Annotated in this window: 11 protein-coding genes; 4 read left to right on the forward strand and 7 right to left on the reverse strand. The window is 71.1% G+C overall.

The features are described 5' to 3' along the window. Nucleotides 1–83: 83 nt before the first annotated feature. The 5 genes from VXC91_RS01975 to VXC91_RS01995 form a co-directional block, all read right to left on the reverse strand. On the reverse strand, nucleotides 84–890 hold the full coding sequence (locus tag VXC91_RS01975; RefSeq protein WP_329504595.1) for a hypothetical protein: 807 nt from the start codon (nucleotides 888–890) through the stop codon (nucleotides 84–86). Further along, on the reverse strand, nucleotides 890–2,155 hold the full coding sequence (locus VXC91_RS01980) for a VWA domain-containing protein (RefSeq protein ID WP_329504597.1): 1,266 nt from the start codon (nucleotides 2,153–2,155) through the stop codon (nucleotides 890–892). The genes VXC91_RS01975 and VXC91_RS01980 overlap by 1 nt, the downstream gene beginning before the upstream one ends. A gap of 60 nt (nucleotides 2,156–2,215) precedes the next feature. Further along, nucleotides 2,216–2,962, reverse strand: coding sequence for an NUDIX hydrolase (locus VXC91_RS01985; protein WP_329504598.1), 747 nt, complete (start codon nucleotides 2,960–2,962; stop codon nucleotides 2,216–2,218). 19 nt (nucleotides 2,963–2,981) lie between these two features. Further along, entirely contained in the window at nucleotides 2,982–4,508 is a 1,527-nt protein-coding gene (locus VXC91_RS01990) for a hypothetical protein (RefSeq protein ID WP_329504600.1), read from the reverse strand. 128 nt (nucleotides 4,509–4,636) lie between these two features. Then, entirely contained in the window at nucleotides 4,637–6,202 is a 1,566-nt protein-coding gene (locus VXC91_RS01995) for an IucA/IucC family protein (RefSeq protein ID WP_329504602.1), read from the reverse strand. Between the two features lie 29 nt (nucleotides 6,203–6,231). Between VXC91_RS01995 and VXC91_RS02000 the strand changes: the two genes are divergently transcribed. The 3 genes from VXC91_RS02000 to VXC91_RS02010 all read left to right on the forward strand — a co-directional run bounded on the left by VXC91_RS02000 (nucleotide 6,232) and on the right by VXC91_RS02010 (nucleotide 9,499). After that, nucleotides 6,232–7,731 carry an IucA/IucC family protein gene (locus VXC91_RS02000; protein WP_329504604.1) on the forward strand — a complete coding sequence of 500 codons (1,500 nt, stop codon included), beginning with the start codon at nucleotides 6,232–6,234 and terminating at the stop codon, nucleotides 7,729–7,731. A gap of 539 nt (nucleotides 7,732–8,270) precedes the next feature. Next, entirely contained in the window at nucleotides 8,271–9,185 is a 915-nt protein-coding gene (locus VXC91_RS02005; protein WP_329504606.1) for a HipA family kinase, read from the forward strand. Further along, nucleotides 9,182–9,499, forward strand: coding sequence for a SelT/SelW/SelH family protein (locus tag VXC91_RS02010; protein WP_329504608.1), 318 nt, complete (start codon nucleotides 9,182–9,184; stop codon nucleotides 9,497–9,499). Before VXC91_RS02005 ends, VXC91_RS02010 begins: the two co-directional genes overlap by 4 nt. Before the next feature lies 1 nt (nucleotide 9,500). On the opposite strand, the gene aceB is transcribed toward VXC91_RS02010, so the two are convergent. Both aceB and VXC91_RS02020 read right to left on the reverse strand, forming a co-directional pair. After that, nucleotides 9,501–11,120 carry a malate synthase A gene (gene aceB, locus VXC91_RS02015; protein ID WP_329504609.1) on the reverse strand — a complete coding sequence of 540 codons (1,620 nt, stop codon included), beginning with the start codon at nucleotides 11,118–11,120 and terminating at the stop codon, nucleotides 9,501–9,503. 202 nt (nucleotides 11,121–11,322) lie between these two features. Further along, nucleotides 11,323–11,922, reverse strand: a complete 600-nt coding sequence (locus tag VXC91_RS02020) for a nucleotidyltransferase family protein (protein WP_329504610.1) — start codon at nucleotides 11,920–11,922, stop codon at nucleotides 11,323–11,325. Between the two features lie 181 nt (nucleotides 11,923–12,103). Between VXC91_RS02020 and VXC91_RS02025 the strand changes: the two genes are divergently transcribed. Further along, nucleotides 12,104–12,418: a DUF5955 family protein gene (locus tag VXC91_RS02025; protein WP_329504611.1), complete on the forward strand. Its 315-nt coding sequence runs from the start codon at nucleotides 12,104–12,106 to the stop codon at nucleotides 12,416–12,418. Nucleotides 12,419–12,431 lie beyond the last annotated feature (13 nt).

Raw genomic sequence — 12,431 nt, forward strand, 5'->3', positions numbered from 1 at the left:
CACTCCCGCCTGCGCGGTGGATGCGGAAAGGCCCGCCGTGCCGGGGGACACGGCGGGCCTTTCCGCATGAGCACGGCGGTGTGTCAGTAGCCCGACGACACCCTCGACGGCCGTCCCGAGCCACGCGTCAGTGCATAGCCCCCGATGCCCGCGAGCGCCGCGAGGACACCGCCGATCGCGGTCCACACCCAGCGGTCGGACCACCAGCCGGAGGCCCAGCCGTCGTCGGGCTTCAGTGAGGACAGCACGGCCGCGTCCGATTCGGGCGACTGCTGCTGCGAGGTGGTCGCGATCCCCGGTACCAGCGGCTGCGCCAGCGATCCGTCCACGGCCGCCGAGCCGCCGATCTCCTTGGAGTCCACCCGGAGTTCTGCGTCCACCGGCTGCCCGAGGTCCCCGGCACCGAGGCTCACGGCAGTCAGCCGGACGTAGTACGTGCCCGGCAGCGGGTCGTCGGCCCAAGGTTCCGACCAGGCGCGGACCGTGCGCAGCGTGCAGGCCAGGTCCACGGAGGCCGCGCCCTGGGCCGCCGTGCGCGTCTGCGCGCCGTACTGGCACGCCTGTCGGCGCCGCAGCCCGTCGTACACGTCCAACTGCCAGGTCGGCGCCCCGCTCCGGGACGCCGAGGGCAGCTTCACCGTCGCCTTCACGGTGGGGCGCTGTCCGGCGTCCGCGGGGAACGACCAGTACAGGTAGTCACCCGTGGAAGCGCTCGCCGTGGCCTGCTGCCCCAGTTCGAGCTCCGTCGCCGTACGGAACGACGTGCCCGCCGACGTGGGCGCGGCGCTGTCGCCGGACGGGCTCGCGGACGGCGAGGAGTCGGCGACGGCCGGGGACACGGAGGCGCCCAGCACAAGAGCCACCGTGGTCAGAATTCTTCCGATACCCATCAGTTGGTCCTCCAGACCGCGAGCCGCCAGCGCGAAATCCAGCCCCACACCACACCCGCGAGGAAGCCGATCAGGACCAGGGCGCCGAGCAGCCACCAGCCACGGCCGAGGCCGAAGGAGGCGACGTCGCCCGCCTGGTCGGGCCCGTCGACGACGTCGACGGTCAACTCCAGGGGAAACCCGGGCGTCGTCTTCACACCGGCTGCGGGCGAGAAGGAGTTGGCGACCTGGAGACACACCGTCTCGGCGGGCGCGTCCTCCTCGTCGCTCTCCGCCTTCGGATAGCGCAGACCCGTCGACATGACGTCCGTGCGGCCTGAGCCGGTCGCCTCGCCGCGCACGATCTCACGCCCGTGCACGGTGACCGCTCGCAGCGTCACCCCGTAATCCGGGTTCACCTGCCGGTCGTCGGCGACGCTCACGGAGGCGCGCAGCTCCTGACCGGGCGCCACGTCCACGCGGTAGTAGCGGTGCTGCCCGAACTCCTCGCGGTCCGTGTAGAGGCCGGACTTCAGTGTGGGCGCCGTCGCGCACTGCCCGGTGCCGTCCACGGCGACCGGTGTGACCACCTTGTCCGCCGTGCGGTCCACCAACTGGTTGACCTTGTCGGAGAGCTGCTCCTTGTGCTGCACCGAGGTGTACGTGCCGCCGGTGGCCTCGGCGATGCAGCTGAGCTGCTTGCTGAGCTTGGCGTTGGGCACCAGCCCCAGAGTGTCGATGGTCAGCCCGATTCCCTTGGCCGCGATCTCGCGGGCCACCTCACAGGGGTCGAGCGGAGCGCAGGTGTCCTCACCGTCGCTGATGAGGACGATGCGGCGCGAGCCGTTGCCGCCGTCGAGGTCGTCCGCGGCCTTCAGCAGGGCCGGGCCGATCGGGGTCCAACCGGTCGGCTGGAGCGTGGCCACGGCCGTCTTGGCCTCGGTCCGGTCCAGCGGCCCCACCGGGTAGAGCTGTGCGGTGTCCCTGCAGCCGGTCTTCCGGTCGTTGCCCGGGTAGTTGGCGCCCAGTGTCCGGATGCCCAGCTGCACCTCCTCCGGCGTCGCGTCGAGCACCTCGTTGAAGGCCTGTTTCGCCGCGGCCATCCGCGAGCCGCCGTCGATGTCCTGCGCCCGCATGGAACCGCTGACGTCGAGGACGAGATCGACCTTGGGTGCGTCCTGGGCCGTCGTCTCGTCGGCGACGGCGCCGGCCGGGACGGCTATTCCGGCCGCCAGGGCGGCGAGCAGGGCGCAGACGCCCGTCGCCAGCCGTTGTCTTATGATCATCGGCGGATCTTATTGATGAGAAGGTGCGCGCTTCAAAACGAGCCGTGGAACCCTGGTGGTCTAATCGAACAACCCTGCTAGACGCGCCCGGTAGAGCACGGCGATGGTGAAGGCGTCGGTGATGTCCCCCGTACGCACCATCTCCTCCGCCTCGGCGCAGGAGACGACGATCGCCCGGCGGATCCCCTCGTGCCGCTCCAGCTCGCCGACGGACTCCACGCGGGCCGCGAACAGCTGGACGTGCTGGGCCAGCAGGCCCGTGTCCGGGTGGAGTTCCCCGAGCGGGAGCGTCTGCCGCGGGTGGGCGGACACCTCCTCCTCGAGTTCCCGCGCCACGTTCTCCTCCGCGCTCGCCCCCGGGTCGCCGAATCCCCGCACCACTTCCCAGTGCCAGTCCCGGGTGGCATGCCGATAGTGCTCGAGCAGCAGGATTTTTCGGTCCGGGCCCACCAGCGGCAGCACAACGACGCCGGGTGTCGCCCCCGGCGGCGGGACGATCCGGTTGTACAGGCCGAGCGCTCCGTCCGGGAAGCGCACCGGATCGCGCAGATGGAACAGAAAGCGGTCGGCCGACACCACACCGACGGGTTCGGGACGCACCGTGTGACGCAGCCGCGCCCACCAGTACCGCCCCCGGCTGCCCCGCGCCTCCCGCGCGGCGGTGTGGCACCGCATCCGCCACAGCGATGATGTGACCAGGGCCGGATCGGACAGGATCTCGATACCGCCCGACTCGTTGCGGAACCACTCCGGACGGACCCGGCGCAGGGCCTCGTAGGCGCGCCGTGCGCGCCGGTACGCACTCATGGGCTCCCGCGCACGACGGTCACCACTCCTGCAGGTCGTCGTCGTCCTGCGTGGTCGTGACTGCGGTCGCCTGCGGCGGGGGCACGGAGGCCTCCCGATAGGCACCGAGCCGGCTCACCAGGTCGTGGAACACGGCCCATTCCCGCTCGCTGTCGAGTCGGACCCGGGCGATCTCACGGGCGAATTTCTGTTCCCGCATGCCTTCCCGCCTGTTGCGCAGCACCAGTTGTACCGAGCCGCCCACCGGACCGGCTGCCAGGGGCGCGATACTTCCCAGCACTTCCCAGGTCTGGTCGCCGGTAATCGCGGTGAACACCGAACCGCCCAGGGTGACCACGACCTCGATGACGGGGGACCACCGGCTGGTTCTGATCCGCTGCCTGCGTGCCGCCGCGAGTTCCACGATGACCCTGTTGACCCGGACATAGTGGTCGAAGACCCGTCCCACCTGGTCGTGGAAGGCGAGCGGGTCGGCGGTCAGCGCGCCGAAGGCCCTGATGTAGGCGTTCCAGGCCCCGCTCTGCCGCAGTGACCACACGTCCCCGAGGGTCAGCCCGTCGACGTTGGAGGGCGTGAGGTGGTCCTGGACGATGCCGAAGGCCTGCCTTCGCAGGAACAGGGACAGCGCTTCGGGATCACGGACGATCTCGGGATCGTCCCGCATCTGCCGGACCTCCTGCAGCACGACCCGCCGCAGGCTGCCCTGCGGGGTGAGCGGGAAACGGCCCAGCGCATCGGCGAGGTTGACGTTGTAGAGCAGGTCGAGCAGCTGCTTGATCTGTGCGGCGAACGGCTTGGCGCCGTCGTACCGCCCATCCGCCACGTTGGTGCCCGGCACGGTCACGAACTTCTCGTACAGGACGTTGCGCACGACCGACTCGCCCCGGACGTTCAGATCGTTGCTGAAGGAGACGAGCTCGCCCAGGCGCTGCCGGAACGCCCCGTGCTCCGCGGGGACGACGCCGACCTGGCCGGCCAGCAGATCGAGGTCCAGCGCGGTCAGTCCCTGGACCTTCGCGGCGAACGGCCTGAACAGCCGGGCCCGGGTCCGCTCCCGGTTCTCCTGGTCGTCCCACGACATGCGCACGCACCGGACCCGGTCCGTGGCGGACATCTCCTCGAAGGTGTCCCGCCACGCCGCGTATCCGGCGTCGTTTACGTGCAGATGGCGGGCGGGCTGCTCGGCCGGGTGCCGTTCGTTGAGCAGATACGGGACCAGGGCGCCCGAGGTGAGGAGCCTGCGATGAGCCTGACGTGCTGTCCCGCCCTCGATCAGGTCCCGGCTGATCGCCGGGTTGTTGTAGAAGAACGCCCGGTTCACCACGGCCTGCGGGGAGTTGATCAGGCTGCGGAAGTACTCGGCGCGCACCTGCGTCTCCCGCCGGTCCGCCACTTGCCGCAACGATCTCCCGTCCCGGATCATCTCCTCGGTCAGCTGTGCGCTCACCCACTGGTTGTCCAGCGACTGGGCGACCACGGCTCCCGCGTCGAGCTGGTCCGGACGTAAGGGGGTCATCAACTCGTCGATGCCCCGGATGTCGGCCACTGTTCCGTCCCCTCGTTCCACCGAGCCGCTTCTGCAACACTCCATGATTCAGCGTCGGAGGAGCGAGAGGCAATCCAACTCCCTTCTTCCGTTGGGTGGTTGAAGTGAGTATCGAGGGCCCTTCGCGGTCACGGGCGCGACCCGGTCAGCGGGTTCGGCAGCAGCGTCCACAGATCCCCGGGCCGCTGCGGGGACAGCCGCATCAAGGTCAGGGCCTTGGCGGGCAGGGGCTCCACGCACAGTGCCGTCAGATCGGCGGTGCGCGGCAGGTCTCGTACGACAGGCTCCAGCGCTCTCCGCAGCGCCGGCGCCGACCCCGCGGTCGATGCCAGCGCGCCCGCCACGAGCGAGCCGAACAGCTTGCGGCGGAGCGTCGTCTCGTCGTCCGTGACCATGCGACCGGCCAGGTCCGGAGCCTTGATGCCATGCCGGGCCAGCCGGGCCGGGCTCACCCGGATGTCGGCCAGGTCGCGGTAGACCAGCCGTCGTGGGGCGCCGGTGGGCGAGAGCACGACCAGCAGGTTCTGGCCGTGCGCCTCCAGGGCCACGCCCAGGTCCAGCAGTCGCAGACCCACGGTGAGGGCGAGGCGGGTGAATGCGGCGAACCAGGCGGTGGACGAGGGCAGGCCGGTCAGCGGCAGGGCGGCCACCGGGACCACCCGCTCGCCGGTCGCCGTGTCTGCGTAGATCTCGGGCGACTCGCGCACGACCGCCCCGAGGTCGGGGGAGTGCGCGCTGACCGCTCCGAGAGTGCGTGTGACGTGCAGCAGGCCGTCGGTGCGTGCGGCTATCGACCCCACGAAGTCGGAGACGACGAGCGACGTCTCGACGGACTGGACCGAGATGTCCCTCACCGAGGACGTCAGCCGTGCGCTGAGCGCCGTCTTCACATGCGGGCCGTCGTCGGGCAGCGCCAGGGTCCGCAGGGACATCAGCGGATGCGCGGTCGGACCCTCCTCCGTAGGCATGCCGAGTACGTGTGCGGTCTGCCAGGGATGGACCGGGACCAGCGGGCGCTCGCCGTCCCACAGCCACTTCGGCCACTCGCCCCGTACGAGACCGTCGTCGTCCAGGGGGACCAGACCGAGGCGTACCAGCGGCCGGTGCTCGGGCCCGTAGGCGAGCTGCTCGGCGACCGAGAAGCCGGGCCGCGATCGGCAGTTCGGGTGGAACGGGTGTCCGTCGACCACCCGCTGCTCCCAGGCCCAGCTCGTCAGCGGTTCCGGGGTGTCCGGTGACCGGTCGGCCCGGGACAGTGCCAACGACGCCGTGCTGTGGTCGAGGTCGGCGGCGAACGGGTCACCGTGGGGGACGCCGAGCGCCGTGACCAGCGCGCCCGGACGGTCGTACGACCGTCCTTCGAGCCGCACCTCGGTCACGTACGCGGTGGTCGCGTACGGGTCGGCAGCCGGTCCGTGCAGTCGGCGTCCGTCGGCCAGATGGAGCGTGAGCCCGCCGGCCGCCGGCTCCCGGCGCGTGATCCACGGCAGCGGCTCATGGGCCAGGGCCCGCCACAGGCGCGACAGGACGGCGGAGCGGGCGCCGGGGAGCTCGGCCGCGTACGACGCCGACAGGCCGGGCCGCACGAGGCCGAGCTCGTCGGCGATCCCGGTCTCGGCGGAGGGGGAAGGGGGCACGGTCGGGCTCCTCGGGGGACGGGGTGGCCGATCCTGGTGACGGACCACCGCAGACATACTGGTCGTCAGTGCACCGTACGGAACGAATGGATCACGTGGACCCCATACACCCCAGGGACGAGGTCCCCGAGCGCGCCGACGCCCACGCGGTGGCGCCGCTGCTCAACTGCCTGATCCACGAGGCGGCGGAACCCGCCGGTGAGCAGGGCGTCCACCGTCTGCGGGCCGGCGGCCTGCTGCTTCGGGTACGCGGCGTACGCCGGCCGCGGGACCCCGAGCTGTACGCCGCCGGTTCCTGGCATCCGCTCACCCATGCGGAACTGGTCAAACTCACCGCCGACGAGTTGCGCCGCGCCACCGGCCTGGACAACCCGGAACTGCCCGGCGAGATGATCGACAGCCGGGATGCGGTGGCCGCGATCCTGACCGCCCGTGCCCGTGCGACGGCGCCGGACGACCCGTATGTGCGCTCCGAGCAGTCCCTGATCACCGGCCACCCCCACCATCCCGCCCCGAAGGCGCGCGGCGGTGGACCCGCTGCGAACTGGCTGCCGTACGCGCCCGAGGCGTACGCCCGCTTCCCGCTCACCCTTCTGGGCGTACGGGAGGACGTGGTCGTCGAGGAGGGCGACACGACGGCCCTCGACGCGCTCGGCGCGGCCCCGCGCGGCTACCGGCTGCTGCCCGCACATCCCTGGCAGCTCGGTCTGGTGGCCGCCCGCCCGGAGATCCGGGAGGCGTTCGACGACGGGCGCCTCGTCCGGCTCGGCGAGGCCCCCCGTCCCGTTGCTCCCACGGCGGCGATCCGCACCGTCTACGCCCCCGGCGACGACTTCTTCCTCAAGTTCAGCCTGGACGTGCGGATCACCAACGACATCCGCCGCCTGTGGCGCCACGACCTGCTCGAGCTGCGCCGCACCGACAAGGCCGTGGCCTCCGCGTTCGCGGCGGGGACCGGCCCGGCGGCCTGGCTGAGCGACCGCGGCTACCGCACGGCGGGCTTCGCCTTCGAGGAACTGGCCGTGCTGGTCCGCGACGGCCTGCGCCCGCACCTCCTGCCCGGCTCCACCCCGCTCCTCGCCGCGGCCCTTGTGGACGGCTTCGAGGGCAGCCCGCTCGACGGGCTCACCGACCCGGCGGCCTGGTGGCCGGCGTATTTGCGCCAGGTCGTCCCGCCGGCTCTGGAGGCGTTCGAGCGGCACGGCGTCGTCCTCGAGGCACATCTGCAGAACACGCTGGTCGCGGTGGACTCCGTGGGCCGGCCCGTCCAGGCGCTGTTCCGGGACGCGGAGGGTGTGAAACTTCTCACGGAGGTCCCCCGCGCGGCGGGCTGGGAGCGGCTCGTCTACACCCTGGTCGTCAACAACCTCACGGAAGTGGCCGCCGTGCTGGCGGAACGTCATCCCGGCTGGAACCCCTGGCCCGCCGCCCGCGCCGAACTCGCCCGCCACCCGGTCCCCGAGATCCCGGGCCTGCTGGCCTCGCCCACCCTCCCGGGCAAGACGAACCTCCTGCTGCGCTGGACGGGCGCGGACGGCGCGGACGCGCGCTATCTGCCGCTGCCCAACCCGCTGGCCTGCCGGTGAACGGCCGGCTCCGGCCTCCGCGCATCGCGACCGACAGGCGAGGTCCATCGTCAGGCGTCCAGGCCCGGGGCGGGGTGAGTGGTCGGCACGAGGTCGACGAGCGCCTTGGCCGCTGCTGAGGCACGACGGTCGGCCGCGGTGATGAGGGACGGCATGAACAGCGGTTCCGGCCGCACCCTCCGGAGGGCGACACCGCCGGCGCCCGATGCCAGTGACGCGCTCAGAACAGCGGACCCGAAGCCCGCTCCCTCTGGGCGCCGATCCCGACACCGTGTACCCGCATGACCATGGCGCGGTGACTCGGGCTCTCCTCGCCGGCTGTCACGCTCGGTTACTATGCTCACTTCATGCCGGAGGCAGGAGGCACACGAGGCAAGGGGCGCACCGTCGTCGATGGGCTGCCCGGAAGGGAGGGGATCGGCATGTCAGTCGAAACTTCCGAGGATCTCTCCAGGCCGATCGCGGACGGTTCCCTGGGGCGCACCCGAGTGGGGACTGACCGTGGAGCGTGAGGCACGAGTGCCGTGGAGCCCGAGAACATGCTGAGGGAGGTCACGGCGACCCGCTACGTCGCACCCCTGAGGTCCGGCGGTTCCGTGCCCGGCGTCCTGGAGGCCGATGACCTGGGGACGTACGTCGTGAAGTTCACCGGCTCGGCTCAGGGCGTGAAGGCGCTGGTCGCCGAGGTGATCGTCGGGGAGTTGGCGCGCCGGCTCGACCTGCGCGTGCCCGAGTTGGTCCTCGCCCACTTCGACCCGGCGATCGCCGCGCACGAGCCGCACCAGGAGGTGCGCGACCTCCTGAGCGCGAGCCCGGGCGTCAACCTCGGCATGGACTATCTGCCGGGCGCCCGTGACTTCACCCCCGAGGTCGCCCGGGCCTGCACGGTCGACCCGCTGGAGGCCGGCAGGATCATCTGGCTCGACGCGCTGACGGTGAACGTGGACCGCACGGTCCACAGCTCCAACCTCATGGTCTGGCCCACCTTCGGCGTCGCTTCCCCGAAGCTGTGGCTGATCGACCACGGCGCCGCCCTGGTCTTCCACCATCGGTGGGACGCCTCCGCACCGGAGAAGGCGTATGACTTTCGTCACCACGCCCTCGGCCACTTCACCCCGGACATGCGGGCCGCCGAGGCCGACCTCGCGCCCAAGGTGACCGAGGACCTGCTGCGTGAGGTCACGGAGGAGGTACCGGACGCGTGGCTGGCCGGTGAGCCCGGCTTCGCGACGCCCGGGGAGGTCAGGGACGCCTACGTGGACTACCTGACGGCCCGGGTCAAGGCGTCCGAGTCCTGGCTGCCCATCGACTTCCCCACCCGGGAGGAGCTGGCCGCCGAGGAGGCCCTGCGGGCGGTGCGGACACAGGAAGGCCGGCCGGACTGGCTCAAGCGGGTCCCGGACCTGCACGGCAAACCGGCGGCGGAGCGGGATTGGTCGGTGCATCTGGGATGACGGACACCCCTGGAACGACGGACGCCCCTTCGTCGGCGACGCACCGCGTCCAGATCGAGTACTGCACCCAGTGCCGCTGGCTGCCCCGCGCCGCCTGGCTGGCGCAGGAACTGCTGACGACGTTCGAGACCGAGCTGACGGAGCTCGCGCTCAAGCCGGGCACGGGCGGTGTCTTCGTCGTACGGGTGAACGACGAGGTGGTCTGGGACCGCCGTGAGCAGGGTTTCCCCGAGCCCACGGCGGTGAAGCGGCTGGTCCGCGACCGAGTGGCCCCGGGCAAACCGCTCGGCCACTCGGAGAAGCCGGCCCCCTGAGTCAGCCGGCCAGCTGCTCGTACGCCGGGAGGGTGAGGAAGTCCGCGTAGTCCTCGTCGAGGGCGACCTTCAGAAGCAGGTCGTGGGCCTGCTGCCAGTGGTCGGCCGTGAACGCGTCCTCGCCGATCTCGGCCCTGATGTTCGCGAGTTCCTCGGCGGCGACCCTGCGGGCCAGCTCTGGGGTCGCCTTCTCGCCGTTCTCGAACTCGACGCCCGCGTTGATCCACTGCCAGATCTGCGAGCGGGAGATCTCGGCGGTGGCCGCGTCCTCCATCAGGTTGAAGATGGCGACCGCGCCGAGGCCGCGCAGCCAGGCCTCGATGTAGCGGATGCCGACCTGGACCGCGTTGACCAGGCCCGCGTACGTCGGCTTCGCGTGCAGGGAGTCGACGCCGATCAGATCGGCGGCCTTGACGTCCACGTCCTCGCGGAGCCGGTCCTTCTGGTGGGGCTTCTCGCCGAGGACCCTGTCGAAGGACTCCATGGCGATCGGCACCAGGTCGGGGTGGGCGACCCAGGAGCCGTCGAAGCCGTCGTTCGCCTCGCGGTCCTTGTCGGCCTTGACCTTCTCGAAGGCGACCCGGTTGACCTCCTCGTCGCGCCGTGACGGGATGAACGCCGCCATGCCGCCGATCGCGTGCGCGCCGCGCTTGTGGCAGGTGCGGACGAGGAGTTCGGTGTACGCGCGCATGAACGGGGCCGTCATCGTGACGGCGTTGCGGTCGGGGAGGACGAACTTCGGGCCGCCGTCACGGAAGTTCTTCACGATGGAGAACAGGTAGTCCCAGCGGCCTGCGTTCAACCCCGAGGCGTGTTCGCGCAGTTCGTAGAGGATCTCCTCCATCTCGTACGCCGCGGTGATCGTCTCGATCAGGACGGTGGCCCGGATGGTGCCCTGCGGGACGCCGAGCCGGTCCTGGGCGAAGACGAAGACGTCGTTCCAGAGGCGGGCCTCCAGGTGCGACTCCGTTTTGGGCAGGTAGAAGTAAGGCCCCTTGCCGAGGTCGAGCAGGCGCTGCGCATTGTGGAAGAAGTACAGGCCGAAGTCGACCAGGGCGCCCGGCACCTGCTGTCCGCCGACGAGGAGGTGACGCTCGTTCAGGTGCCAGCCACGGGGCCGCATGACGACCGTCGCCAGCTCCTCGTTCGGGCGCAGGGCGTAGGACTTGCCGGAGCCCGGGTCGGTGAAGTCGATGTTCCGGGTGTAGGCGTCGATCAGGTTGAGCTGGCCGAGGACCACGTTCTCCCAGGTGGGAGCCGAGGCGTCCTCGAAGTCCGCGAGCCATACCCTGGCGCCCGAGTTGAGGGCGTTGATGGTCATCTTGCGGTCGGTGGGGCCGGTGATCTCGACGCGGCGGTCGTTCAGGGCCTCCGGCGCGGGGGCCACCTGCCAGGAGTCGTCCGCGCGGATCGCGGCGGTCTGGGGGAGGAAGTCGAGCGCCGAGGTACGGGCGATCTCGGCGCGGCGCTCGGCCCGGTGAGCGAGCAACTCGTCACGTCGGGGCGTGAACCGCCGGTGCAGCTCGGCCACGAAGGCGAGGGCCGCTTCCGTGAGGACCTCGTCCTGCCGGGGGAGAGGCTCGGCGTCGACGACGATCGGCGACGGCGCTGGTGCGGACATGAGCGGTCACTTCCTTCGGCGAGCTGATGTGAGGGCGCCGCGGCACCGGGTGCCAGGGAGTCTTGATGCGGCTGAAGGCGCCTGATGAGCGGTCTGGTGCTTCTGACCAGTGGATACTAGTTTCCTTATAGTGGAAGTTCAATGTTCTGTTGACGTCGAGATTCTCTGTCTCGAGGGACGGTGGCGCTGGGTGCCATCCTCCTCACTCGAGGTGGGCCAAGTCCGCTCGGGTGTCGATGTCGTGGGGCTGCGCCACGTCCCCGCACTCCACCAGGGCGATCGAGTTCTCGTGAGCCTTGAGGTAGGCGCGCGCTCCACGATCGCCCGTCGCGGCCGCCGCGACGCCCGCCCAATGGCCGGCGCCGAACAGCACCGGATGTCCGCGTACCCCGTCGTAGGCGGCGGAGACCAGCGATGCCTCGTTCTCGTAGGCCCCGAGCACCCTGGCGACCGCCTCCGGGCCGACGCCGGGCTGATCGACGAGCGAGACGAGAGCCGCCGACACGCCCGTCCCGGCGAGGGAATCGAGACCGGCCCGCAGGGAGGAGCCCATACCCCCCTCCCAGTCCGGGTTGTCCACCAGGACGCAGCCGGTCAGATCCGCCCGCTCCCGTACGGCCTCGGCGGACGCTCCCAGCACCACGTGCACGCGGCCGCACCCGGCCGTCCGCAGGGCCGCCACCGCGTGCTCCACGAGCGGTCGCCCCCGGTGTTCCAGCAGCGCCTTGGGCCGTCCGCCGAGTCGCCGCCCGCCGCCCGCCGCGAGAAGCAGTCCGGCGACGCGGTCCTCTTTTCGTGTCATACGTCCTGCATACCTGACCCGCCGCCGACCGCGCCTTTCCCATGGACTGAATTTCGGTCCGCACAGTGGCGCCCGGCGCACCGGGTGGCGTTTACTGACCCGCGTCCCCGGCGCCCGACCAACGCCACGGGACAGCGGCGACGTGTCGAAGCCGCGCGCGACGGGCACGAGGGGGAGAGCTGTGTTGCGGAGCTTGGGGCAGAGGCCAGTGACCGGCAGCGAGGAAGACCCGAGGGTGGCGGAACTGCGGACCGCCGTGTCCCGGCTGCGCCGTGAACTCGCCACGCTCCCTTCCGAGTTCCCTGACCGCGCCATCGCCGAGGACGAACTCGCCGTGCTGGCCGCGATGGCCGCGAGCGGTATCCCCGAGATCCCGCGCCTGCACCGCTCCCTGCTGCTGATCGCCGGCGCGATCGGCTCGGTCAGCGCGCTGGCCCGGGGTTTGTCGGATGTCCGCAACGCGGTGGAACTGTTCGGGGAGCCACGGCGCGACTGACATGCGCCGCGTG

Origin of the sequence: Streptomyces chiangmaiensis (assembly GCF_036281785.1) — a bacterium.
GTDB classification, from domain to species: domain Bacteria; phylum Actinomycetota; class Actinomycetes; order Streptomycetales; family Streptomycetaceae; genus Streptomyces; species Streptomyces chiangmaiensis.

What these genes read in the sequence shown, in the direction of transcription:
- VXC91_RS01975 (WP_329504595.1), bottom strand. Translation starts at nt 890, where the DNA reads ATGGGTATCGGAAGAATTCTGACCACGGTGGCTCTTGTGCTGGGCGCC.
- VXC91_RS01980 (WP_329504597.1), bottom strand. Translation starts at nt 2,155, where the DNA reads ATGATCATAAGACAACGGCTGGCGACGGGCGTCTGCGCCCTGCTCGCC.
- VXC91_RS01985 (WP_329504598.1), bottom strand. Translation starts at nt 2,962, where the DNA reads ATGAGTGCGTACCGGCGCGCACGGCGCGCCTACGAGGCCCTGCGCCGG.
- VXC91_RS01995 (WP_329504602.1), bottom strand. Translation starts at nt 6,202, where the DNA reads ATGTCTGCGGTGGTCCGTCACCAGGATCGGCCACCCCGTCCCCCGAGG.
- VXC91_RS02000 (WP_329504604.1), top strand. Translation starts at nt 6,232, where the DNA reads ATGGATCACGTGGACCCCATACACCCCAGGGACGAGGTCCCCGAGCGC.
- VXC91_RS02005 (WP_329504606.1), top strand. Translation starts at nt 8,271, where the DNA reads ATGCTGAGGGAGGTCACGGCGACCCGCTACGTCGCACCCCTGAGGTCC.
- VXC91_RS02010 (WP_329504608.1), top strand. Translation starts at nt 9,182, where the DNA reads ATGACGGACACCCCTGGAACGACGGACGCCCCTTCGTCGGCGACGCAC.
- aceB (WP_329504609.1), bottom strand. Translation starts at nt 11,120, where the DNA reads ATGTCCGCACCAGCGCCGTCGCCGATCGTCGTCGACGCCGAGCCTCTC.
- VXC91_RS02020 (WP_329504610.1), bottom strand. Translation starts at nt 11,922, where the DNA reads ATGACACGAAAAGAGGACCGCGTCGCCGGACTGCTTCTCGCGGCGGGC.